This window comes from Mesorhizobium sp. M0139, from assembly GCF_040322455.1.
Taxonomy (GTDB): domain Bacteria; phylum Pseudomonadota; class Alphaproteobacteria; order Rhizobiales; family Rhizobiaceae; genus Mesorhizobium.
In genome coordinates this window covers 151,382-175,002 of sequence record NZ_JAMYTN010000003.1, presented here as the reverse complement: position 1 = coordinate 175,002, position 23,621 = coordinate 151,382, and the positions used below count along the sequence as shown (strand labels likewise).

Below are 23,621 nucleotides of genomic sequence, written 5' to 3'. Positions count from 1 at the left end.
TTCAGAACTCCCATTTTGAACCCAGTCATTTTTTTGCTTTGTCGAAGGCCTGGCCGATGTCGGCCCAGAGGTCTTCGACGCTTTCCAATCCGACATTGAAGCGGATGGTTCGGGGGCTGACGCCGAAGCGCGCCATCGAATTGAGACCCGGTGTCTGCTCGAGCGAGGCCTTTGCCGGCACGACGAGGCTTTCATGACCGCCCCAGCTGACGCCGATGCGGAAAAATTTCAGCGCATCGACGAAAGCGGGAATGTCGACATCCTCCGTCACCTCGAAGGAGAACAGCCCGGCATAGCCGGCAAGCGTCTTCTTGCCGGGATGGTTGGAATAGGCGGGATGATTGACCCGCTCGACCTTGTCATGCGCCTTCAAGCGCTCGGCGATGATGAGCCCGCTCTTCATGTGATGCGGCAGTCTCAGCGGCAGCGTGCGCAGGCCGCGCAACAGCAGCCAGCCCTCGAAGGGCGACAGCTTTGCGCCAAGCTGCGAGTAGGTCTGGTCGTTGATGTGCTTGATATGGGCGGCCGAGCCCGCCACCACACCGGCGACGGTATCGCTGTGGCCGCCGAGATATTTCGAGGCCGAGTGCAGCACCAGATCGACGCCGTGCAGGATCGGCTTCTGGAACACCGGCGTCGCCCAGGAATTGTCGATGGTGGTGACGATGCCCTGCTCTTTCGCCAGCCGCGTCAGATGTTCGAGATCCTGCAGCTCGAACGTCATCGAGGTCGGGCTTTCCAGGTAGAGCAGTTTGGCGCCGGGAAGAGCCGCGGCCACCGCATCCTGATCGGAGCCGTCGACATAGTCGACCTTGATGTGCAGGCGCGGGAACAACCGCTCGAACAGTCGGTAGGCGTCACCATAGCAGTTGCGCACCGCAACGATGCGCTCGCCGGCGCCGACAAAGGCAAGCAATGTCGCGCTGATCGCCGCCATGCCGCTGGAGAATCCGCGCGCGGCTTCCGCACCTTCGAGCGCTGCGACGCGTGACTCGAATTCCATCACCGTCGGGTTGTCGCCGCGCGAATAGATCGGCTGCTTCCTGCGCCCGGCAAAGGTGTCGGCCATGTCGGCATAGCTGGCGAAGGTGAACAGCGAGGTCTGGTAGATCGGCGGCACCACCGCATTGCCAGGGAACGGGTCGTCATGCGCCAGAAGCGTCGCCGCCTCGGCGAGATAGTCGCTGCCGGAAATGCCTGGGTCGAAGCTGTGCTCGTTCATGTGCGGACCGAAAGTTTGAGGTTGGCGGCGCCGCGCTTCAAATCGTTCTCGACCGTGGCGATCAGTTTCAGCGCTTCGGCCCGGGCGCCTTCCGGATCGTGCGCGGCGATGCAGTCGAACATGGTGCGGTGGTAGGGAAAGCTTGCGTGGCCGAAATCGCGCACGCCGAGCGGATGTTCCCAGAAGCGGTGGAACAGTTCGTGCATGGCGGCGATAATCTGCTCGAACAGCGGATTGCCGCAGGCGCGGTAGATCGCCTGATGGAATTCCCAGTCCTCTTCCGACGACATGCCGGCGCGGCTGAGAAACTCTTCCTCCATGATGTCGAGCTTGCGCTCGATCTCGGCGAGGTCGTCCCTGTCGGCACGAATGGCGCAAAGGGCGGCGGCTTCCGCTTCCAGCGCGCGGCGGATTTCCAGCGTGCGCATCAGGCCGGTGAAATCATTGCCGCCGGCAAGCGTCAGCGGCATGTGCAGCATGTCGAGCGAGACGGCGGCCTTGAGATAGGTGCCCGAGCCCTGCCGGCGCTCGACCAGGCCAAGCCCTTCCCAGCGCGTCAGCGCCTCGCGCACCGTATTGCGGCTGACCTTCAGACGCTCAGCGAGGATGCGTTCGGTCGGCAGCCTCTCACCGGGTTCCAGCTTCTCGCGCATGACGAAGCCGGCCAACGCCTTCAGCACCGCGTCGTCGCGGGCCGTCGTCTGGATCGGCGGAAGGCTGAATTGGGTCACCGGGGCTATTACCGAAGTGGTTCAATGGTCCAACCAATTTCTGCACAGACGAAGGGACCTGTCAACAGTGGAAACGCAGCAAGGCCGAAGGGCCAGGGGATGCACCTTCGGCCTTGCTGCTTCAGCCGTGGATGCGCGCCGGCGCAGCGGCGGCGCGAGCCTCGCGCCAGCGAGCGAAGATTGCCTCGCGAACCCGCCTCGAACCAGAGAGGCGCTTTTTTGCCTGCGCCAGCACCGCAGGCGACGCCTCGGCGGGCGTGCCGGACCGAAAGGGAGGAGCCGGGGCGTATTCGAGCGAGAGCTGCACGATCTCGGCCTCCTCCTGTCCAAGCAGCCTCGCAACCAGCGCCAGGCCGAAGTCGATCCCCGAAGTGACGCCGCCGGCGGTGATGAGCTTGCCGTCTTCGACGATACGCTCGTCGACCGGGATCGCTCCGAACTCCTCAAGGAAATCATGCGCATACCAGTGCGTGGTCGCGCGCTTGCCCCTCAGCAGTCCGGCCGCCCCAAGCACCAGGGCACCGCTGCAAACGGAGGTGATGTAGCGCACCTGCCCCGCGCGCTCCCACACGAAATCGAGGACTGTCTGGTCCTCCAGCAGCGCGTTGACCCCGCCCCCGCCAGGAATGCACAGCACGTCGAGGGGCCGGCAATCGTCAAAGGTCGCGGTTGGCGTCAGCGAGAGGCGCGTCGATGACGTCACCGGGTTGCGATCCTTCCAGATCAGTTCCACCTCGGCATCCTTGGCCGATGCCAGGACTTCGTATGGGCCGGTGAGGTCGAGTTGTTGGACGTCGGGGAATACGAGGATGCCGAAACGAAGGGGCATGGAAATCTCCGTGGGTTGACTTCCGGCAATCTACGGCATCATGGTTTGGCACGATTGCCATTCATCCCTCGCTTCGGGCCAAACCAATGCGCCGTATCGAAGTACTTGCCTATCCCGACATCCAGCTCCTCGACGTCAGCGGACCGCTGCAGGTCTTTGCCAGCGCCAATGATTTCAAAAGGCAGGCCGGCGAACCGGCTCCTTACGAGGTCGTGGTCGTCGCCGCCTCACCGCGCATCCGGACATCGGCCGGTCTCGTGCTGGAGGCAGCAGTGCTGCCAACCCACGGAGGTAAGATCGACACGCTGCTTGTCCCCGGAGGATGGGGCGTCAACGCGGCCTGCGACGATCCCGTGCTGGTCCAGTGGATCGCCGGTCGCTCGCGCGATGCCACCCGAACCGCTTCCGTCTGCAGCGGCGCCATGCTGCTGGCGACGGCTGGCCTGCTCGACGGCCGCCGCGCGGTGACCCATTGGGGACGCTGCGCGGAGTTCGCCCGGCGCTTTCCCGCGGTCCGGCTCGAACCCGATCCGATCTTCATCCGCGACGGCAATGTCTGGACATCCGCCGGCGTAACGGCGGGGATCGATCTCGCCCTCTCCCTCGTCGAGGCCGACCTTGGCCGGCACACGGCGCTCGGCGTGGCGCGCGAGTTGGTGGTCTTCCTGAAACGTCCCGGTGGCCAGGCGCAATTCAGCCAGACCCTCAAGCTGCAGCAAGGCGACGGGCGCTTCGACCGGCTGCATGGCTGGATCCTCGAAAATCTGGCCGGTGACCTGTCGCTCACGCAGTTGGCCGACCACGCCAATATGAGCCCGCGCAGCTTCTCGCGGCGCTATCGCGAGGCCACCGGCCGGACACCTGCCCGCGCGATCGAGGAGATCCGGATCGAGGCGGCGCGGCGGATGCTGGAGCGTGGCCAGCCCGTCAACCAGACGGCCCGCCGCTGCGGTTTCGGCTCGGAAGAAACCATGCGGCGCGGCTTTCTGCGCGTGCTGGGCACCAATCCGCGCGCCTATCGCGAGCGTTTCTGATCGCGACTGCTTGCTCCATTAGGCCGGCGGTCGATGCCGTAGAAATAGAGCCTCTCTAGCATTCAGGCGGGATGCTGTAGCTGGCTGAGCCCGCCATCGACGACGAGGGTCGCGGCGTTCATGAACGGGCACTCCTCGGAAATCATGAACACAGCGGCCAGCGCGATCTCGCGCGCCGAGGCGATGCGGCCGCCGGGATGCAGCGCCAGCGTCCTGGCGCGCGCCGCAACCGGATCGGCAAAACTGTTCCAATAGTCGGCTGCCTTCTGCGTCTCGACATAACCGGGCGCCAGCGCGTTCACGCGCACGCCCTGCCCGGCATATTCCAGCGCCAGCGACTTGGTCAGCCCAAGCAGCGCGTGCTTGGCCACGGGATAGGGGAAGGTATGAGGGATGATGGTGAAGCTGTGCGTCGAGGCGATGTTGAGGATCGCGCCACCGCCATTTGCGATCATTGCCGGCAGCACCGCCTTGGCGCAGTTCCAGGCGCCTTTGACGTTGACATCGAAATTGCGGTTCCACTCCTCCTCAGTCGCCTCGAGCGGCGTCGAGAACACATTCATCCCCGCATTGTTGATCAGCGCGTTGATCGGCCCGATCGCGTCGGTCGCCCGGCTGACGGCAGCGGCAATCGCGGCCCCGTCGCTGATGTCGGCTGAGACATGCCCGACATGGCCCTGCGGTGCTGCTAGGCCGGCGACCGTTTTGTCCAGCAGCGCGCCGTCGCGATCGACCAGGAACAGTTTTGCGCCTTCGGCAAGGCAAGCTTCAGCGATGGCAAGCCCGATGCCTTGCGCGGCGCCGGTGAGGAAGATGCGTTTGCCGGACAGGCGCTCAGCCATGGCTGTCACTCCACTGGAAGACGGATCAGCGCCGGCCCAGTGCCGACGAACGCAGATTGTCGAGCAAAACGGCAAGCAGCAGGATCACGCCGCGCACAATGTACTGGTAGAAGGCTGGGATGTTGAGCAAGTTCATGGCGTTTTCGGCGATGCCCATGATCAGCACGCCGACGATGACGCCCGACATGGTGGCGCGGCCGCCGGCAAGCGAGACGCCGCCGAGCACGCAGGCCGAGATGACCGAGAGTTCAAGCCCGACCGCCGCATTGGGCTGGCCCGACGTGATGCGCGAGGCCAAAAGGATGCCGGCGATGCCACAGACCACGCCTTGCAGAGCAAAGATCCAGATGCGCGTCCAGTCGACATTGACGCCCGCCAGGCGCGAGGCCTCCGGGTTGCCGCCGATGGCCAGCGTGTTCTTGCCGAAGACGGTACGATTGAGGACAAAACCGAAGATGCAGAACAGCACGGCCAGGACCCAGACCGGCGTCGGAATGCCGAACAGCTTGGATAGCGCCAGCTGGTAGAAATCCGGGCTGTTGATGCCGACGGCGCGGCCATCGGATGCTATCAGCGCAAGGCCGCGCACGATCTGCATGGTGGCCAGCGTCGTGATCAGCGCGTTGATGCGGAATTTGGCGATGACGACGCCATTGATGAAGCCGACGAAGGCGCCGCAGGCGATTGCCGCGAGAAGCCCGAGCAGGATCGAACCGGTATAGTTCGACGCCATCACCGCGACCATGCCGGCGAAAGCAACGATCGAACCGACCGAGAGGTCGAAGTCGCGCGCGGCGAGGCAGAACATCATCGTGCAGGCGACGATGCCGACGGTGACCACTGATTGCAGCAGGCCGAGCATGTTGCGGTCGGTCAGAAAATTCGGCACCAGCAGCGACACCAGCGCGAAGGCGACGATGAAGATCACGACGAGGCCCTGTTCGCCGAGCAGGATCTTCTTCAACTGATCGGTCATGGCAAAGATCCTCAGGATGCGATCGCGTCGGGGGTTTTCTGATCGGGAAGAGCGGCGGCCAGGATCGCTTTTTCGGCGAACTGGTCGCGCGCGAGTTCGGCGCTGATGCGCCCGCCGCACATCACCAGGATGCGGTCGCAAATGCCCATCACTTCCGGCAGTTCGGACGAGACGACGACGATCGCCATGCCGTCTTCGGCAAGCTGGTAGAGCAGTTCGTAGATTTCCGCTTTGGCGCCGACATCGATACCGCGTGTCGGCTCGTCGACGATAAGCACGCGCACGCCCTGCTCCGACAGCCAGCGGCCGAGAATGACCTTCTGCTGGTTGCCACCGGAGAGGTTGATGATGTCCTGCTTGCGCGACGGCGTGCGCACCTTGAGCTTCTTGATGAAGGTCTCGGCGGTGGCGATCTCGCTAGCGCGGTTCAAGATTCCGAAGCGTGTGTGATGACGCCGCGACGAGATGTTGATGTTCTCCTCGATCGAGCGGCCCTGGATGATGCCGTCATGCTTGCGGTCTTCCGAGCACAAAACGATCCCGGCGCGGATCGCGTCATGCGGATCGGTGGCATGCACGACCTTGCCGTCCACGCTGATGCTGCCACCTGAGCGCGGGTCGGCGCCGAACACCAGCCGCATCAGTTCCGAGCGCCCCGCGCCGATCAGGCCGAAGAAGCCGACGATCTCGCCCGCCCTCGCCTCGAAGCTGGCGGGCGTCGTCAGTTTTACTCCGCAAACAGCGTCGACCTTCAGCCGGACATCGCCGGCCGGGCGTGGGCGAAACCCCCAGATATCGGAGATTTCGCGGCCGACCATTTCGGCGACGACCTGGTCGCGTGTGACGTTTTTCAGCGACGCATGGTGCGCCGCGAGCTTGCCGTCGCGCAGCACGGTCAGGCTGTCGCAGAGGCGGAACACTTCGTCCAGCCGGTGCGAGACATAGATGATTACCTTGCCCTCGCCGCGCAGGTCGTCGATCAGGGCAAACAGGATTTCGCTTTCGCGCGACGACAATGACGAGGTCGGCTCGTCCAGAGCGATGACGCGCGCGTCGAGCATGATCGCCTTGGCGATCTCGACCATCTGGCGCTCGCCGATCGACAGCGTCTTGACCTTGCGGCTGATATCGATGTCGATGCCGGCTGATTTCAGCTTGGCGCCAACATCGTCCAGCATCCTGGCACGGGCGATGATGCCGGCGTTGGCGGGGAAGCGGCCGAGGCTGAGGTTTTCGGCAACAGTGAGCTCGGGAACCAGCTGCAGTTCCTGGTGGATGACGATGACGCCATTGTCGAAGGCATCTCGCGTCGTTGCATAGGCTTGCATCTTGCCGTCGATGAGGATCTCGCCGTCATCGGCATGCTGGTCGCCGGACAGGATCTTGATCAGCGTGGATTTGCCGGCGCCGTTCTCGCCCATCAGGCCGTGCACGGCGCCCTTGTCGACGCCGAACGAGACGTCCGACAGCGCCTTGACGCCCGGATAGGTCTTGGTGATTTCCGAGAAGTCGAGAAAGGACATGGGGCGCCTATCCTTTTGCCATGCCAAACAGGCGGCGACTGTGAGCCGCCGCCTGTTTGTACAGGGAGGATTATTCGATGCCGAGACCCTTGCGGACCGTCTGGTAGTCGTCGCGCTTGGCCAGCGCACCGGCGGTCAGGATGAGCTTCTCGGGTTCCTTGTTGTTGGCGACCCAGTCATACATGTTGAGCGCAGTCTCGTACCCGTGACGCTTCGGCGAGATGATCACCGTGCCGACGAAGCCGGTGGCGGTCGGCTTCTTGAACTCGTTGATCGCCGAATCCGCGCCGCCAATGCCGACGCCGATCACGTTTTCGGCCGGGATGCCGACGCTTTCGGAAGCGCGCACGGCGCCGAGAACGGCTTCGTCGTTGAGGCCGAAGGAGACCCACTTCTTGATGTCGGCATGGGCGTTGAGTACCACCGTCGCCGCATTGAGCGCAGCCTCGGTATCGGTCTTGGCCTGCGGCGCGTCAAAGATGTTTTCGGCCTTGAAGCCGTTGGCCTTCAGCACCGAAATGGCGCCTTCGACCCGGTCGACGGCGGTCGGCAACTGATCATAGGAGACGCGGATGGCGCCGACCTCGTCGGCCTTCCAGCCGCGCGCCTTCATTTCGTCGACGATCGCCTGGCCGACGGCCTCGCCGATCTTGGTCGCCGAAATGCCCATATGCGGCACGTCTTCCAGCGCCTTCCCGTCTGCGCCGACCAGACGGTCATCAACCGTCATCAGCTTGAGATTGTTGGCGGCGGCCTTGGCGACGATGCCGGGGCCGAGCTTCACATCAGGCGTGCAGACGATGAAGCCTTGCGCGCCCTGCGCGCCGAGATTGTCGATCGCCGACATCAGCTTCTCACCGTCCTCGGCGCCGATCTTGACCAGGGTAAAACCCTTCTCCTTGGCAGCCTGGTCGGCGAACTTCCATTCGTCCTGGAACCACGGCTCTTCCGGCTGTTTGACGATGAAACCGATCTTGGTGTCCTGAGCATATGCAGCGATGGTCGTGACGGACAGCACGGCAAGGGCGCCCGCGACGAGCGCGGTCTTCAGAAGTCGCATGATTACCTCCCAGCGATGGCCGGGCGCTCAGCCCGGATGCAGAGTCTCTAATTCTTTTTATCATACTCGTCAATTGATCTGGTATGATAATTGAGCTACATGCTCCGACCAGGGATCGCTGGCGTAAATCATCCGCATCCGGTAAGGCCGGGGACGCGAGATCAGTGGTTTCGCCGCCTTGGAGGAGGGCTGAGGTGACCGAGACTTCGAAGAAGGCATCAGGCGACACCCGCCGCCCGCGCGTCATGCCCGATGTGACCAAGGCGCTTGCCTCAGACATCTTTTCCGGACGCTATCCCGCCGGCTCGTCCCTGCCGACCGAAAACGAACTCGGCGTCGAATATGGCGTCAGCCGCACCGTCATCCGCGAAGCGCTGAAGGTGCTGGCCGCCAAAGGGCTGGTGCTGTCGCGGCCGCGCATCGGCACGGTTGTATGTGAACAGGACAACTGGAACATCATCGACCCGCAGGTGCTGGCCTGGCACGCGCCGCATGCGCTGGACGACAAATTGTTCGACGCCATCCTCGAAACGCGCCGCGCCATCGAACCTCTGGTAGCTGAACTGGCGGCGACTCGTGCGACGCTGCAGGAGATCGCCGATCTCGAAGCCGCCTGGCGCGGCATGGCCAATGCCGGCGAGGATCTCGCCGCCTTCTCGCGCTCGGACATCACCTTCCACCAGATCGTCTATGCCGCGAGCCACAACCCGATCTTCCGCCAGATCGGCAATCTGATCGACACCGGGCTGAAATTCTCGCTCGAAGCAACGGCGACCATTTCGCTCGCCCGGCGCATGGAAGCGGTGGCGGCGCACCGCGAGGTGGTCGAGGCACTGCGCATGCGCGATGCCGCGGCAGCGCGTGCGGCGGCAGGCCGGATCCTCGACCTTGCGGCGCGCGACCTGGTCAGCGCCAAGAAACTCAAGAACAACTGAGACCAGCATGAAAATCATCTCGCTCACCACCTACATCGTCCCGCCGCGCTGGCTGTTCCTGAAGATCGAGACCGATGCCGGCGTCACCGGCTGGGGCGAGCCTGTGGTCGAAGGCCGTGCGCTGACGGTCGAGGCAGCGGTCAAGGAACTTGGCGATTATCTGATCGGCAAGGACCCGCGCCTGATCGAGGACCATTGGACGGTGATGCATCGCGGCGGCTTCTACCGCGGCGGGCCGATCCTGATGAGCGCCATTGCCGGCATCGACCAGGCGCTGTGGGACATCAAGGGCAAGGCGCTCGGCGTGCCTGTGCACGAACTGCTCGGCGGCAAGCTGCGCGACAGCATCAAGGTCTATTCCTGGATCGGCGGCGACCGGCCGGCGGAAGTGGCTGATGGCGCCAGGGAAGTGGTGGCGCGCGGTTTTCAGGCGCTGAAGATGAATGGCACCGAGGAACTGCAGATCGTCGACAGCCATGACAGAATAGATGCGGCTGTCGAACGAGTCGCCATGGTGCGCGAGGCCGTTGGGTCCAACATTGGCATCGCTGTCGATTTCCACGGCCGCGTCCACCGGCCGATGGCGCGCATGCTGGTCAAGGAGTTGGAACCCTACCGGCTGATGTTCATCGAGGAGCCGGTGCTGAGCGAAAATCGCGAGGCGCTGAAGGAGATCGCCGCCCTCGGCTCGACGCCGATCGCACTCGGCGAGAGGCTCTACAGCCGCTGGGATTTCAAATCGGTGTTCGAACAGGGCGCCGTCGACATCATCCAGCCGGACCTGTCGCATGCCGGCGGCATCACCGAATGCCGCAAGATCGCGGCGATGGCCGAGGCCTATGACATTGCGGTGGCGCCCCACTGCCCGCTCGGCCCGATCGCGCTCGCCGCCTGCCTGCAGCTCGATGCCGTCAGCTACAACTGCTTCATCCAGGAACAGAGCCTCGGCATCCAGTACAACGCCGCAAACGATTTGCTCGACTATGCCGCCAACAAGGACGTCTTCCGCTACGAGGATGGCTATGTCGCAATCCCCGATGGTCCCGGCCTCGGCGTCGAAATCGACGAGGACTACGTCAAGGAACGCGCCAAGGAAGGCCACCGCTGGCGCAACCCGGTCTGGCGTCACAAGGACGGCTCGTTTGCCGAGTGGTAGTCCGGCCGATCTTGCTGCCAGGCCTTCAGGACCTCGAGCTCAATTTCGCGGTGGCGCCAGCGTAACGCAGGCCTCTGATGGGCCGCGGCGCCGAGCACCAGCGCATGGGAACCGTCGGCGCCGGCAAGCCGCAACTGCTGACCGCCTGGGTTGCGGCAAGCGATCGAAAGCGGTCGCTATCCTGGGACATGGCGGATGTCCTGTTCTCATCGACCTTTTCTTGGCCCGCCAGCCGCGTCACCTGCCCGCGGCGTGCCGGCCTGCGTTCCTGCCGGAGAAGATGCAGCTGCCGAGAAATGTCCCTTCCAGCGCATTGTAGCCGTGATAGCCGCCGCCACCGCCGCCGGCCACCTCGCCTGCCGCATAGAGCCCGGCAATGGGCGCGCCATTGCCATCGAGAACCTGCGAATTGAGATTGGTGTGCAGGCCGCCAAGCGTTTTGCGCGTCAGGATTTTGAGGCGCACCGCGATCAGCGGCCCGTGCCTGGGATCGAGTATCTTGTGCGGCTTGGTCACCCGGAAGATCTTGTCGCCGATGTAGTTGCGGGCGCCGCGGATGGCTGTGACCTGCGCATCCTTGGTATAGGCATGGTCGACCTCGCGATCGCGCGCCACGATCTGGGCGTTGAGCCCGTCGTAGTCGAGCAGATTGTCGCCTGACAGCGCGTTCATCCCGGCGACCAAGTCGGCCAGGTTGTCGCGGACGACGAAGTCCTCGCCCTTTTCCAGGAACGCTGCCACCGATGGTGGCGCCTTGCCGCCGCGCCGGTTCTTCAGCACGGCCCGCCAATCCTTGGCCGTAAAGTCTAGGTTTTGCTCCGAACCCGACAGCACGAACTCCTTCGAAGCGATCGTCTTGCTCAGCACGAACCAGGAATAATCGTGTCCCGTCGACAGGATACGCTTCAAGGTGCCGAGCGAATCGAAGCTCGGGAAGAACGGCGCCTCCATGCGTTGTCCCAGAGCATCGAACCATAGCGGCGACGGCGCCGACAGGATGCGAATGCCGTGGTTCGGCCAGATCGGATCCCAGTTCTTGATCCCCTCGACATAGTGCCACATGCGGTCGGCGTTGATGACGGCCCCGCCGGCGTCCTGGGTGATCGCCACCATGCGGCCGTCGACATGGTGCGGCACGCCGGCAACCATACGCTTCGGCGCTGGCCCCAGCCGCCCGACCGGCCAGACCTTGCGAACCAACTCATGATTGCCGCCGATCCCGCCGGAGGTGACGATCACGACACCGGCCGAAAGGTCGAAATCGCCGACGGCCGTGCGGCTCGACTGCTTGCCGCGCTCGACATCGGATGCCTCCGGAATTTCGCCCGCGACGCCGGTGACCGCGCCGTTGGTCTTGATCAGCCGGCTGACCTGATGACGGAATTTCAAAGTGATCAGCCCTTTGGCGACGTGCTCGCGCACGCGCCTTTCGAACGGCGCGACCACGCCCGGCCCAGTGCCCCATGTCAGGTGGAAGCGCGGCACTGAATTGCCGTGGCCATTGGCCAGCGCGCCGCCGCGCTCGGCCCAGCCGACCACCGGCCACCAGCGCATGCCCATGGCGTAGAGCCACGGCCGCATCTCGCCGGCGGCGAAATCGACATAGGCTTCCGCCACTTTCCTTGGCCAATGGTCCTCGGGCCGGTCGAACTGGGCAGAGCCCAGCCAATCCTGCCAGGCGAGGTCGCGGCTGTCCTTGATGCGCAGGCGGCGTTGCTCGGGCGTGTTGACCAAAAACAGGCCGCCGAGCGACCAGAATGCCTGGCCGCCGAGAAAACCGCCACCCTCTTGCTCGACGATGATCACGCGTTTGCCGGCATCGCCGAGTTCCGCGGCTGCGGCCAGGCCGGCCAGCCCGCCGCCAACGATGATTGCATCCGCGTCAGCCATTGTCGTAGCTCCTGTGCCGGCTTTTGTTTTTGAGATCGGATGCTCGTTGCTAGCCGCGCAGCGCGTTCCAGATAATGCGCGGCAGCTTCATGAGGCTCGGCCGGTAGTTGAACTCGGTGATCAGGCGGCCGACCATGTGTGCCCTTTTGTGGGTCAGGAACCAGGCCGGCTTCGGCATGATGCGGAACGGCGCTTCGAGCACGCTGCGTTCCGGTCTGTCGAACAAATAGGTGTTGTGGACGACGCCGATGCCGCTCTGCACGTCGTCGAGCGTGTGGCCAGGGAAAGCACCCCAGGTCGGGCGCAGCAGCGCGAACAGAACGCCGCTCCAGGAATTGATGCCGATGCCGCCATAGCGCAGTTCGGCAATGATTTCCTCGAGGCGCTGCCGGCCGATCTCGGCGATCGTCCTGGGATGGATGAGGATGTTGGCGGCAAGCGTGCCGTGCAGCTTTTCATTGGCGTAGGCGACAGCGGCGCGCAGATAGGATTCCGCATTGCCCGCCGGCAGCCGCATGACGCTGAGCGCCGGCGCGAACACCTCGGCATTTTCGAGATAGGTATCCGTGCCCGGCCGGAACGGCACCACCACGCAGGCCGGCCCGCCGGGCCGCTCGAATTTCTGTACGCTGTCGGCATGCGCCTCGAAGGCGGCGAGGCGCTCGGTCGCGCCGGGATAATAGGCCGGGCGCGACGGGGCTTTCTGCATCATCTTTTCGAGGGCCGCCAGAAGCGCGTCGGATTTGTCCCAGCCTTCGGGCAACACGAGCATTTGGCAGGCGATACAGTTGAAACCGGAATTGTTGAGCTTCTGTGTGGCGATCAGTTCGGCATGGTAGGCGATGTCGGCATTCGACCATGGGCCGGGCACCACGATGGTCGGCGCCACGCCGCCAAGCTCAGAGGTGATACGCCGGCTGTTGCGCGGCGTGCCCGCCGCCTTGTTCTTGCGGCCCTCCTCGCCGGGACCCCAGACGATCGCGTCATGCGAGGCGGCGGCACCGGTGATGTGGATGTCGTCAACGAGATCGTGGTTGCACAGATACGCACCGACATCGGTGCCGCCGCGCACGATGCGCAGCGCGCCGAATTCGATCAGCGGCCGCAGCGCCGGCCGCAGGAAATCAACGAGGTAATCATTGACCGGGTTCATCTTGAGCAGAACCACCTGGTGCTCGACCAAAAGCTTGTGCAGGCAGTCGAGCGGCGCGATCGAGGCGACATTGCCGGCGCCGAGCACGAGGCCGATCTTGCCCTTGCGGCTGGTGCGCGGCGCGTCATAGGCCGATGCGGTGTTTGCGGCGAGGTTCGCCTTGGTCACGCCGGGCTGCATCCAGATCTCTGCCTTCAGCCCGGTGAACAGCACCTTGTCCCAAAGCGAATTCGGAACCACCGTCACCGCCACCTGTCCGCTAGGCAAGGTGCGGACCGGCAGTCTGTCGAGGAACTTCTTGCCCTCCATCAGGCTCAGCGTGTGGATGAACTGGTTGCAGCCATCCATCAGCGCCGCCGGGCCAGCCAGCCATTCCTCACCTTCCAGCGGCGAGCCGGTCGGGATGCCCTTCTTGCGCGTCGCGGTTTTGACCCACGCCTCGGCGACCTCGCGGATGTGATCCTTGACCTGCCGCAGCAAGGCGATCCGCTCGCCATTCGAGGTCTGCGCCCAGTCGTCCTTCCTGGCGTCGAGATCGGTGAGCGCGAGGTCGAGTTCGGCTGCCCATTCAGGCTGCACGGGCTGGGTTTTGACTGCCTTGGCAACCATCCTATCCTCCTCCACCTCGATCTCTTTGTTTGACGCAATTCCTGTGGGAAAACCGCTTCACACTTTTCCTGGAATTGCTCTACGAAAACGGCAGTGCGGCCCATTGCTCGACGAATTTCCCGCCGGAATAGACCTGGATCGAACCGAACTGTTGTAGCACGAATTCGCTCTGCGTCGGACGCAGGAAGGCGTAGTCGTCAGGCCCGACATTGACGTTGTCGGGCAGCGCCATGAATTGCTGATTGGTCGAAAAGCCGAACGTCTTGTCGGTCTTCATCCCCACGGGATGGACGGGCTTCGCCATCCATTTTCCGCCATAGAGAAAACAGCCGCGCCGCGGCAACAGCCCGAGCTTCTGCAGCAGCCAGGAGCGCTGGTCGAGGCCCGGCACCTGGACATCGACCACCTTCAGGATCGGTGTCGCGATGAAAGCGGCAGGCTGCAATTGGTTGAGGCTCGGCACGTCGAAATCGGTCGGCAGCATGAAAGCCGATCCGATGGACAATTCATTGGCGCCGACCCAGCTGTCATAGAGCAATGCGGTGCTGCTGCCGCCAAGATTGAGGATCTTGCGCTGGTCGGCGGCAAGGCAAGCGACATACTGGCGAAACAGGCTGATCGCCTTGACGCGCGCCTTGGCCGGTCCTCCCAGCAGTTTGGGGATATGGCCGATATGCGCCTCGTAGGCCATGACGCCTTCGCATTTCAGCCGCGGGTAATTCGCCAACGCGGAAACTGCCCGGGCCAGTGAGTCGGGATCGCTGATACCGCCGCGATGAAGGCCGACATCGACCTCGAAGCAGACGCGCAGCTCGCGGTCGAGCTCGGCGGCAAGCGCGCCATAGGCGGCCAACCGCTCCTCGGTGTCGATCAGCCAGACGATCCGCGACGTAGCTTTGCCGAGCCCGGCGAGAATGCCCTTGGTCAGCGCGTGCCTGGCGCCGGCAACCGGCATCGGCTTGCCTAACAGGAGATCGACATCGGGAGACGCTTTCAGCATCTCGGCGCTGATCGGCAGATGAAAGGTCATCAGCCTGTCGGTCGCAAACGCCGCGCGGATATGTTCGATCAGCGGCAGGCATGGCAGCGACTTGTCGACGAGGCGCAGATCGAGGCCCGTGGCGAACTTCGCCTTGATCGCAGCGATGTTGTGATCGAGCCGGTCGAGATCGAGCACCAGGCAAGGCTGAAAGATCCCGGCCGCCCTGAGCGCGCCGGACATTTCGGCGAAATAGGTGTCGGTCAGGCTCATGCCGCGACGCCGAGCAGCCTGGCAATATAGGGCGACACGAAGCGGTTGTCCGGGTCCATCTCGCGGCGGACCGCCATCGCATCGTTCCAGCGCGGATAGAGCGCGCTCAATTCCCTTGATGTCAGGCTGTGCATCTTGCCCCAATGCGGGCGGCCGCCGCGCTTCCTGAAGATCGGCTCGGCGGCGTTGAAGAACGCCATCGGATCGCGCTCGACGCCGTGATGGATGGCGATGGAACAGGTCGGGCGCTTGTAGAAGGGGCTGAGCCAGACATTGTCGGGCGCGACGACGCGCACCTCCATCGGAAAATAGACCTCTGGAAACCGCGTCTCGAGCAGCGCAATGATTTCGCTGAGTGCGGCCGCCCCTTCCTCGAACGGCAGGTGGTATTCCATTTCGTTGAACTTGACGTTGCGCTCGGAGGTGAAGACCTTCAGCCACTCCTCGATATAATCCTCGGCCGGCACCTTGGCGAAGGCCGAGCCGATGAGACGGCGGCGCAGCCAAGGGAGCCAGCTGAGATAGTCGCGCAGTTTTCTCAGCGTCGTCACCGCATCGTCGTCTTCCGTCGGCGGACGCACCGTCGCCGGCGCCTCGGTGATGTCGCTGCCAATCAGCAGCGCCTGGCCGGAAAACGGCACATAGTAGAACTCGGCCGAACGATGCGCCGTCATGGTGCTTTCGAATTGCGCAAGCACATCGGCGATCGGCGCCGTCCAGCGGCGGTGCCGCATCCGGTAGCTCGCCACGTTGCGGATCGTCACTTCGGTGACGGCGCCGAAGGCGCCGAGCGAGGCGCCCATGGCATCGATCATGTCGGGGCTGTTGGCGCAGTCGAACTCTTTCACGGCGCCACGCCCGTCGACGATCTGCATCGCCTCGAGCTGGGTATGGTAAGCGCCGAGCGTGATGCCCGAGCCGTGGGTGGCGGTGCCCAGCGCCCCGCCGAACGCCTGCTTGTCGATGTCGCCCATGTTCGGCAGCGCCTGGCCGACGCCGTGCAACAGCTTTGCCAGCGCGCCGATCTTGGTGCCGGCGCCGACCCGTGCTGTCAGCCTTTCGGGATTGTGCGACCTCAGGCCCTCGAAGCGATCAAGCGACAGGATCGTCCCGTCATTCTTAACCAGAGGCGTGAAGGAATGGCCCGTGCCAGCGAATCGAACTGGTCCCGGCGCGTTGCGAATGGCACCACTCAGCTCATCGAGACTCTGCGGTTCGGCAAAAGCCTGCGGCGTGGCCGTGACATAGCCCGACCAATTGCTCCACTGGCTGATAGCCTCTCCCAAAATTGCCTCCCTGGGACGCCGGCTTTGCCGGTCTTTCTCCTAGCGCTGAATAATATGATACATACTCAGCTTTTCGGATATGATACATTGTCAGCTTTCTGTCAACCTGGCAATCGGAGGTGTCTTGCGTCCGCGCCGGCCGCATGGATCTACAGCGACGCACGCTGAGCCGGCGTCGGCATTGAACGCAGTTCGTTGCCCCTTCAAGCCAGCCCAAACGTTTCCACGGCCCGCATGATGCCGCGCAATTCGGCCAAACCCTTCAGGCGGCCGATCAGCGAGTAGCCGGGATTGATCCTTGTCTTGCCGATATCGTCGGCGAGCAGGTGGCCATGGTCCGGCCGCATCGGGATTTGCCAGTCGGCTCGGCCCTCCTTGCGGCGGCGCGCCTCCTCCTGCATCAGCGCCAGGATGACATGCGCCATGTCGGTGCCGCCTTCGAGATGCTCGGCCTCGTAGAACGAGCCGTCATCCTCGATGGTGATGTTGCGCAGATGGGCGAAGTGGATGCGGTCGCCGAATTCCTTGACCATGGCGACGATGTCGTTGTCGGCGCGCGTGCCGTAGGACCCGGTGCAGAACGTCAGCCCATTGGCCTGGCTGTCGACGGCATTGAGAATGAAACGCGCATCCTCGGCGGTCGAAACGACGCGCGGCAGGCCGTAGAGCGAAAACGGCGGATCGTCGGGGTGGATACACATGCGCACCCCCTCCTCTTCCGCCACCGGAATGATCTCGCGCAGGAACCACGCGAGGTTGCCGCGCAACTCCTTCGGCCCGATTCCGTCATAGTCCGCAAGCGCCTCGCGAAAACTGTCGCGGTCATACTTGCGCTCTGTAGCCGGCAGGCCGGCGATCAGATTGCGCTCGATCTGGTCCATCTTCTCTGGCGACAATTCCTTCAGCCGCGCTTCCGCTTGCGCAATACGCGCCGGCGTATAGCTGTCAGCACCGTTCTTGCGCTTCAGCACGAACAGATCGTAGGCGGCGAAATCAACGGCATCAAAACGCAGGGCGTAGCCTGTCGTCGGCAGACGGTAGGCTAGATCGGTGCGGGTCCAGTCCACCACCGGCATGAAATTGTAGCAGATCGTGGCGATGCCGGCCCTGGCCAGCGCGCGGATCGAATCGCGGTAATAGCCGGCATAGCGCTCGCGTTCCTGCGCGCCGATCTTGAAGGAATTATGGACCGGAATGCTCTCGACGACCGACCAGGTCAGTCCTGCTTCCTGGATAATGCGCTTGCGCTCCAGCACTTCGGCCTCAGGCCACGCCCGGCCGTCATAGATATGGTGGAGCGCCGAGACCACGCCGGTGGCGCCCGCCTGCTTGACATGATCGAGCGTCACCGGATCATCGGGCCCATACCAGCGCCAGCATTGTTCCATTTCGGCTTTCCTTCTGCGACAGGTTGGCAACTTATTGTTGGACCCCGATGGGAGTCGATAGAAAATGGAGGAGTTTTTAGAAATGACGGATTTCGACGGCAAGGTCGCCCTGGTGACCGGGACGACCGGAATCGGCCTGGCAACCGCCACACGCCTTGCGGCCGGTGGCGCCGCAATCATCGCCTGCGGCATCGACCGCGCCGCCAACGCGGCGATGAAAGCGCAACTAGAAAGTGCTGGTGCCGCGGTGCTGGTCATCGACACCGATGTGTCCATCTCCGACCAGGTGCGCGACGCGGTCGCGGCTGGCGTCGCGAAGTTCGGCGGCCTGGATGTCATCGTCAATTCAGCCGCCGTCCATCCCTATGGCACGGCGACGACCACCGACTGGGAAACCTGGAACCGAACGATGACGGTCAATGTCGGCTCGATCTACCTGACCGCGCATTTCGGCATTCCGGAAATGATCAAGCGCGGAGGCGGCGCCATCGTCAACGTCGCCTCGGTGCAGGGCTTTGCCTGCCAGCAGAACGTCGCCGCCTATGCCACGACCAAGGGCGCCATCCACACGCTGACGCGCTCGCTGGCGCTCGACTACGCGGCATCAGGCATCCGCGTCAATTCGGTCAGCCCGGGCTCGATCCGCACGCCGATCCTGGAGAAGGCTGCGCGCGGTGACGGCGGCAGCGATGCCGATGTCGAAGAGGCCTACAAGCGCTTCGGCGCGGCGCATCCGCTCGGCCGCATCGGCGAACCGGGGGAAGTGGCGGAACTCATCGCCTTCCTGTGCTCGTCGAAGGCCGGCTTCTGCACCGGCGCGGACTACAGGATCGATGGCGGCCTGACGGCAGGTATTGGCGTGAAGTAGCGCTATGATGGCGTTCTGCGCGCTTGCAGGCAATCGGTGTCCGACCGCGCTACAGCTTCCACATGCGCTTGGCATTGCCCGACAGCAGTTTCGTCCTCTCCTCAGGGCTGGCTCCCGCAATCAGCGCATGCGTCGCCGCCACCCAGGTGGCAAGGCCACCGCCAAGCGTGCACACCGGCCAGTCGCTGCCCCACACGACGCGGTCCCAGCCGAAAATGCCGATCGTGTGCTCGACATAGGGGCGCAAGGTCTCGACGGTCCATGAGCCGGCATCGGCATAGGCGACGACACCGGAGATCTTGCCGATGACATTGGGACGCCGCGCGATCTCGGTCATATGCTCGCGCCACGGATGTTCCGCACTGGCCTTGATGTCGGGCACGCCGCAATGGTCGAGCACGAACTGCACATCCGGCGCCAGATCGGCGAGCGCAACCGCCCTTGGAATCTGATGCGGCAGGACGACGAGGTCGAAGGTCAGGCCGGTGCCGGCAAGCCGCTTGATGTTTTCGCGAAACAGCGCGCTGTCCGAAAGCTCGTCCGGCATGACATGCAGCACGCGGCGGAACCCCTTGACGAAAGGGTCGGCTTGCTGGCGCCCGAGATAGGCGGCGAAGCCGGCCTCCTCCGGGCGGCAGGAGGCGATCGCCCCGCGCAACAGACTGCCCTTCTCCAGCGACTGCGCCTTCACATGGCTGGTCTCGGCCTGGATGTCGGCTTCATCGACGTCGACCTCCATATGCAGCGCGGCCTCGATACCGGCGCGGCGGGCCTGGATCGCATATTCTGCGTGCGGGAAATCGCGGTTGAGCGCCGGCTCGCGGCTGAGCCAGGGATAGCGCAGCGCCGACAGGTCGATCAGGTGCAGATGAGTGTCGATGATCATGGCTGTCCTCCTCGGTGATTTCAGATCATCGCCAAATGCCTAAACCCAGCGCATGACACAAGCTTTGGCTCAGGCCCGCTTCGGGATCTCTTTGTCCTCGAGCAGCAGCGTCAGCCCCATGGCGACGAAATAGAGCGCCGCCACCCAGATGAACATCACGTTGAAACCACTGGAGTAATGGTCGAGCACCACTTCGCGGATCGCGCCCGGCAGGCTCGACGCGAGGTGCGGCGTCAACCCGTTCAGGCCACCCGGCAGCAGGGCGGCGGCGTCTGCAGGAAGCTCGGCTGTCTGCCGGTTCAGCGCCCAGATCATCACCGCGCCGTTCAGCGCCAGACCCAGCGATGCTCCGAGCGTCCGCGCCTGGGTGATCAGCGACGTCACCGCGCCGATATCCTGCAGCGGTGCTGCCGCCTGGATCGCCACGATCAGCACCTGGAACTGCAGGCCCATGCTGATGCCGAACACTGCCATCATCGTCGCCAATACCCAGATCGGCGTATGCTGGTTGGTGAGGACGAAGCCCAGCATCAGAAACCCGCCAATAGCCATGGCGACCACCGGCATCCATTTGTAGCGTCCGGTTGCCGCGATCACCCGCCCGGCGACGATCGAAATGACCATGGACGTGAGCGACGCCGGCAGGAAAAGGAAGCCTACCTCGGCCGGGCTCAGGCCCGTCAGCGTCTGCATGTAGAGGGCAAAATAGAAGAACATGCCCAGCGTCACCGTTCCGGCGACCAGCGACACGCCCGAGACGATGCTGACCGTCGAATTGCCGAACAGCCGCAGAGGTACGATCGGCTCTTCGGCCCGCCGCTCGACCATGACGAACAAGGTGATGGCGACTAGTGCCAGCAGCGGCAGCGCGAAGGTGATGAGGTCCGGTCCGCTGGGGTCGAGCACGTGGTAGCCCCAATAAACGATCGCCGTCGTGCCGGTGGCGAGCAGCACGCCGCCGAGATAGTCGATGCGGTGCCGCTTTTCGTTGAACCGGCTGCGCATGGCGAAGGCCAGCACCGCCAGCACGATGATCCCTATCGGCAAATTGACCAGGAACACCCAACGCCAGCCGAACAGGCTGGTGATGTAGCCGCCGGCCAGCGGGCCGAGCACCGACGACAGCGCGAACACCGCCGAACTGTAGCCCTGATATTTGGCGCGGTCGCGCGGCGAAAACAGTTCGCCGATCATGGCGAAGGCCGAAACCATCAACCCACCCCCGCCGATACCCTGCAGCACGCGCGCGGCGATTAAGCTCTCCATCGACCATGCCATGCCGCAGACCAGCGAGCCCAGCAGGAACAGGCCGATCGCCGTCAGCACGACATTCTTGCGGCCATACATGTCGCCAAGCTTGCCGTAGAATGGCGAGACCGCGGCGGTCGAGAGCAGGTAGGCGGCACCGACCCAGCCGAACAAATGCAGATTGCCGAGTTCGCCGGCAATGGTGGGCAAGGCGGTGACGACGATCTGCATGTCGATGGTTGCCATGAACATGGCGATCAGCGCGCCGAAATAGACGATCAAGGTCGTAAGGTCGGGCCTGACTTGGGCCTCCACGGGCGGCGCATCCGGCAGCGTCTGCTCGACAGTCATCGGTGTCTCCGTAGCTTGGGGCGCGATTTATGTCCCCACAACCAAGAGGTGTCAACCAGATATGTGCGCGTAGCATATAATTGACATCAGCATATATTCTTGCTAACGCGCTATGGGATGAGCAGCAACGCATCCGGCAGTCCGGACCGATTTCCAGCCCTGTTCCAGACGCGCGGCGACCGGGATCTCGCCGATCTGGCGCGCGGCAGCGGCCTGTCCGAACCGGCGGCCGAGGCCGTGGCCGCCATCGATGCGGTAATGAGCAAGGTGCGCCGCTCGATCCAGCGCCGCGACTTCGGCCGCATGATCCTGGCGCGCGTAGACCCTTCGCTGGAAGTGAGCCATCTCGATGCGATCAGCGCCATCGCGAACAATCCGGTTTTCAGCGCTACCCAGCAGGATGAGGTGACGGTTGGCGTCATCGCCGAGCGCCTCGAGATCGATCCGTCGCGCGCCAGCCGCATCGCGGCCGACCTCGTCGAACGCGGCTATGCCTGCCGTGTCGCATCGCAACGCGATGCCCGCCGCATCTGCCTCAAACTCACCGCCAAGGGTGAGCGCCTCGTGGCGGCGGTGCGCCAGACCAAATGGCGGATTTTCGCCGGATCTCTGGCACAGTGGGATGAGCAGGACCTAGTAAGGTTCGCCACCTTGCTGGAACGCTTCGCCGGTTGGGCCATGGACGAAGCCGGGATGAAAAGATCCGCCGAGGCCGTCAAGCAGTTGATGGACGAGATGCTGCCCGAAACGAAATAGGCGGCACGGCGTGGACGCTCACCCATGTGTGCGAGCCGTTCGATAGCCCTTGACGCTCGAGTCGCGTCGGATCGTTATCGGTCGAAGAAACCGGCGTCCTCTTCCGCCAGGTATTTCTTCGCCGCTTTGGCATCGATGTCGAGGCCGAGTCCCGGAGCTTCGAGCAGGTCCACCATGCTATCCCTGACGATCTGCCCCTTGGGCAGACCAACAACGATGTCCTCCCACCACGGGTCGGAGGCGCTGGGGTATTCGAAGGCGATGTAGTTGGCCGGCAGCGTGGCGCAGACATTGATCAGCGCGCCGAGGCCCAGCAGACCGTTCGCCGTGCCGTGCGGCGCCATCATGATCGAGTGCATATAGGCATGCTCGGCCACCCATTTGAGCTCGGCGATACCGCCGATGTCGGCGGGATCCGGGCCGATGACGCGCACCGCCTGTGTTTCGATCAGTTCCTTGAAATTATGGCGCAGATAAATCTGTTCGCCCGTATGGATCGGGGTGGACGTCGATGTCGTGAGTTCGCGATAGGCTTGCGGGTTGACCCATGGCACGTAGTCGCCGGTCAGCATGTCCTCCAGCCACATCAGATTGTATTTTTCCACCGCCCGCGCGAAGCGGATGGCGTCGGGCAGGAACCAGCCGGGGCCGCAATCCAGCGCCAGCGAAACCTTGTCGCCGAGCACCTCCTTCATGGCGACGACGCAGTCGATCATATGCGCCATGCCGCGCTCGCTGATCTGCCCCTGGTCCATCGCGCCGTGATAGGTCGGCGGCTGACGCACGCCGTAGTGGAAGCCGGGGACGCTGGTCTTCATGTTGGAATGAAAGCTGATGCCTTGCTTGACCATGAAGAAACCTTCCGGCCGCTCCATCATCCATTTGACGTCGGCCGCGTAATCCTCCGGCCTGTCGCCGGTGCGCTTCTTGCGGATGGAACCGTTATAGACCCGCACCTTGTCGCGCACCTTGCCGCCGAGCAGCTTGTAGACCGGAACGCCTGCCGCCTTGCCGGCGATGTCCCACAGAGCATGCTCGATAGCGCTGACGGCGGCGCCGTAGGGCTTGAACGAGCCGCGCTGGCGGATTTTCAACATCACGCGTTCGACATCGGTCGGGTCCTCGCCGATCAGCGCGTCGCGGAAATGCAGCACCCAGGGTTTCAGATAAGGCTTGGTGTACTCGACCTCGCCGAGGCCATGGAGGCCTTCGTCGGTGACGATGCGCACGATGGGGTGCCTGCCGATGACGGCGCACCTGAGATCGGTGATCTTCATGATGTCCTCTATTTCACCGACGAGAAGGCGGTTGGCGCGAGAAACTGGCTGGAAATATTGGCCAGGATCGGGCCATCGCGCTCGGACTCGTCGCGGGCCTCGAGCCATGCCGGATCGGTGGTGAAGGCCTTCCATTTCACTTCGCGCTCGGCAAGGGATTCCCAGGCGATGAAATAGGTCAGTCGATTGCTGCTTTCGCCGACCACCGTGGTGAAGAACCCGGCCTGGCGAATGCCATGTCTATCCCACAGCGCCAAGGTATGGTCGTTGAAACGCTTGAGCAGCGCCGGGAGTTGGCCCGGCACGCAGTCGTAAATGCGAAGTTCATAGATCATGGTCCATCCTTCTG

21 protein-coding genes are annotated in these 23,621 nt (G+C 63.7%); 5 read left to right on the top strand and 16 right to left on the bottom strand.

Going from position 1 to position 23,621, the window contains the following annotated elements:
• Positions 1–25: 25 nt before the first annotated feature.
• The 3 genes from NKJ58_RS05850 to NKJ58_RS05840 form a co-directional block, all read right to left on the bottom strand.
• Positions 26–1,222: a PLP-dependent transferase gene (locus tag NKJ58_RS05850; protein WP_023824826.1), complete on the bottom strand. Its 1,197-nt coding sequence runs from the start codon at positions 1,220–1,222 to the stop codon at positions 26–28.
• Positions 1,219–1,953 (bottom strand): FadR/GntR family transcriptional regulator, encoded by a 735-nt coding sequence (locus NKJ58_RS05845; RefSeq protein ID WP_352444560.1) that lies wholly within the window; start codon positions 1,951–1,953, stop codon positions 1,219–1,221. Before NKJ58_RS05845 ends, NKJ58_RS05850 begins: the two co-directional genes overlap by 4 nt.
• Positions 1,954–2,074: 121 nt before the next feature.
• A complete protein-coding gene (locus NKJ58_RS05840) occupies positions 2,075–2,782 on the bottom strand; it encodes a DJ-1/PfpI family protein (protein WP_023691357.1) in 708 nt (235 codons plus the stop codon).
• 86 nt (positions 2,783–2,868) lie between these two features.
• On the opposite strand from NKJ58_RS05840, the gene NKJ58_RS05835 reads away from it, so the two are divergent.
• Positions 2,869–3,816 carry a GlxA family transcriptional regulator gene (locus NKJ58_RS05835; protein ID WP_023685300.1) on the top strand — a complete coding sequence of 316 codons (948 nt, stop codon included), beginning with the start codon at positions 2,869–2,871 and terminating at the stop codon, positions 3,814–3,816.
• Positions 3,817–3,878: 62 nt separating this feature from the next.
• On the opposite strand, the gene NKJ58_RS05830 is transcribed toward NKJ58_RS05835, so the two are convergent.
• The 4 genes from NKJ58_RS05830 to NKJ58_RS05815 all read right to left on the bottom strand — a co-directional run bounded on the left by NKJ58_RS05830 (position 3,879) and on the right by NKJ58_RS05815 (position 8,217).
• On the bottom strand, positions 3,879–4,658 hold the full coding sequence (locus NKJ58_RS05830) for an SDR family oxidoreductase (RefSeq protein ID WP_352852861.1): 780 nt from the start codon (positions 4,656–4,658) through the stop codon (positions 3,879–3,881).
• Positions 4,659–4,683: 25 nt separating this feature from the next.
• Entirely contained in the window at positions 4,684–5,634 is a 951-nt protein-coding gene (araH, locus tag NKJ58_RS05825; RefSeq protein WP_023668120.1) for an L-arabinose ABC transporter permease AraH, read from the bottom strand.
• Between the two features lie 11 nt (positions 5,635–5,645).
• Entirely contained in the window at positions 5,646–7,157 is a 1,512-nt protein-coding gene (gene araG, locus NKJ58_RS05820; protein WP_023817865.1) for an L-arabinose ABC transporter ATP-binding protein AraG, read from the bottom strand.
• Between the two features lie 70 nt (positions 7,158–7,227).
• Positions 7,228–8,217 carry an arabinose ABC transporter substrate-binding protein gene (locus NKJ58_RS05815; RefSeq protein ID WP_023668118.1) on the bottom strand — a complete coding sequence of 330 codons (990 nt, stop codon included), beginning with the start codon at positions 8,215–8,217 and terminating at the stop codon, positions 7,228–7,230.
• A gap of 245 nt (positions 8,218–8,462) precedes the next feature.
• On the opposite strand from NKJ58_RS05815, the gene NKJ58_RS05810 reads away from it, so the two are divergent.
• Together NKJ58_RS05810 and dgoD are read left to right on the top strand one after the other, a co-directional pair.
• A complete protein-coding gene (locus NKJ58_RS05810) occupies positions 8,463–9,152 on the top strand; it encodes a FadR/GntR family transcriptional regulator (RefSeq protein WP_245259915.1) in 690 nt (229 codons plus the stop codon).
• A gap of 7 nt (positions 9,153–9,159) precedes the next feature.
• A complete protein-coding gene (gene dgoD, locus NKJ58_RS05805) occupies positions 9,160–10,308 on the top strand; it encodes a galactonate dehydratase (protein WP_352852860.1) in 1,149 nt (382 codons plus the stop codon).
• A 237-nt stretch (positions 10,309–10,545) separates the two neighbouring features.
• On the opposite strand, the gene NKJ58_RS05800 is transcribed toward dgoD, so the two are convergent.
• From NKJ58_RS05800 to uxuA, 5 genes are all read right to left on the bottom strand, one after another.
• Entirely contained in the window at positions 10,546–12,198 is a 1,653-nt protein-coding gene (locus NKJ58_RS05800; protein ID WP_352852859.1) for an FAD-binding dehydrogenase, read from the bottom strand.
• Between the two features lie 49 nt (positions 12,199–12,247).
• Positions 12,248–13,960, bottom strand: a complete 1,713-nt coding sequence (locus NKJ58_RS05795; RefSeq protein ID WP_352518750.1) for an aldehyde dehydrogenase family protein — start codon at positions 13,958–13,960, stop codon at positions 12,248–12,250.
• A 79-nt stretch (positions 13,961–14,039) separates the two neighbouring features.
• Positions 14,040–15,212 carry an alanine racemase gene (locus NKJ58_RS05790; RefSeq protein ID WP_352518751.1) on the bottom strand — a complete coding sequence of 391 codons (1,173 nt, stop codon included), beginning with the start codon at positions 15,210–15,212 and terminating at the stop codon, positions 14,040–14,042.
• A complete protein-coding gene (locus NKJ58_RS05785; protein WP_352852858.1) occupies positions 15,209–16,498 on the bottom strand; it encodes a D-arabinono-1,4-lactone oxidase in 1,290 nt (429 codons plus the stop codon). The genes NKJ58_RS05790 and NKJ58_RS05785 overlap by 4 nt, the downstream gene beginning before the upstream one ends.
• A gap of 203 nt (positions 16,499–16,701) precedes the next feature.
• Positions 16,702–17,886: a mannonate dehydratase gene (uxuA, locus tag NKJ58_RS05780; RefSeq protein WP_023687892.1), complete on the bottom strand. Its 1,185-nt coding sequence runs from the start codon at positions 17,884–17,886 to the stop codon at positions 16,702–16,704.
• An 82-nt stretch (positions 17,887–17,968) separates the two neighbouring features.
• Between uxuA and NKJ58_RS05775 the strand changes: the two genes are divergently transcribed.
• Positions 17,969–18,754 (top strand): SDR family NAD(P)-dependent oxidoreductase, encoded by a 786-nt coding sequence (locus tag NKJ58_RS05775; RefSeq protein WP_352518753.1) that lies wholly within the window; start codon positions 17,969–17,971, stop codon positions 18,752–18,754.
• A 49-nt stretch (positions 18,755–18,803) separates the two neighbouring features.
• Here NKJ58_RS05775 and NKJ58_RS05770 read toward each other — a convergent pair whose 3' ends face one another.
• Both NKJ58_RS05770 and NKJ58_RS05765 read right to left on the bottom strand, forming a co-directional pair.
• Entirely contained in the window at positions 18,804–19,640 is an 837-nt protein-coding gene (locus NKJ58_RS05770) for an amidohydrolase family protein (RefSeq protein WP_023739518.1), read from the bottom strand.
• 69 nt (positions 19,641–19,709) lie between these two features.
• Entirely contained in the window at positions 19,710–21,239 is a 1,530-nt protein-coding gene (locus tag NKJ58_RS05765) for an MDR family MFS transporter (protein ID WP_031253278.1), read from the bottom strand.
• Between the two features lie 117 nt (positions 21,240–21,356).
• Here NKJ58_RS05765 and NKJ58_RS05760 point away from each other — a divergent pair, with 117 nt between their 5' ends.
• On the top strand, positions 21,357–21,995 hold the full coding sequence (locus NKJ58_RS05760; protein WP_023739519.1) for a MarR family winged helix-turn-helix transcriptional regulator: 639 nt from the start codon (positions 21,357–21,359) through the stop codon (positions 21,993–21,995).
• Between the two features lie 74 nt (positions 21,996–22,069).
• On the opposite strand, the gene NKJ58_RS05755 is transcribed toward NKJ58_RS05760, so the two are convergent.
• A complete protein-coding gene (locus NKJ58_RS05755; RefSeq protein WP_352518754.1) occupies positions 22,070–23,272 on the bottom strand; it encodes a mandelate racemase/muconate lactonizing enzyme family protein in 1,203 nt (400 codons plus the stop codon).
• Positions 23,273–23,280: 8 nt separating this feature from the next.
• Positions 23,281–23,607 (bottom strand): NIPSNAP family protein, encoded by a 327-nt coding sequence (locus NKJ58_RS05750; protein ID WP_023712163.1) that lies wholly within the window; start codon positions 23,605–23,607, stop codon positions 23,281–23,283.
• Between the last annotated feature and the right edge of the window lie 14 nt (positions 23,608–23,621).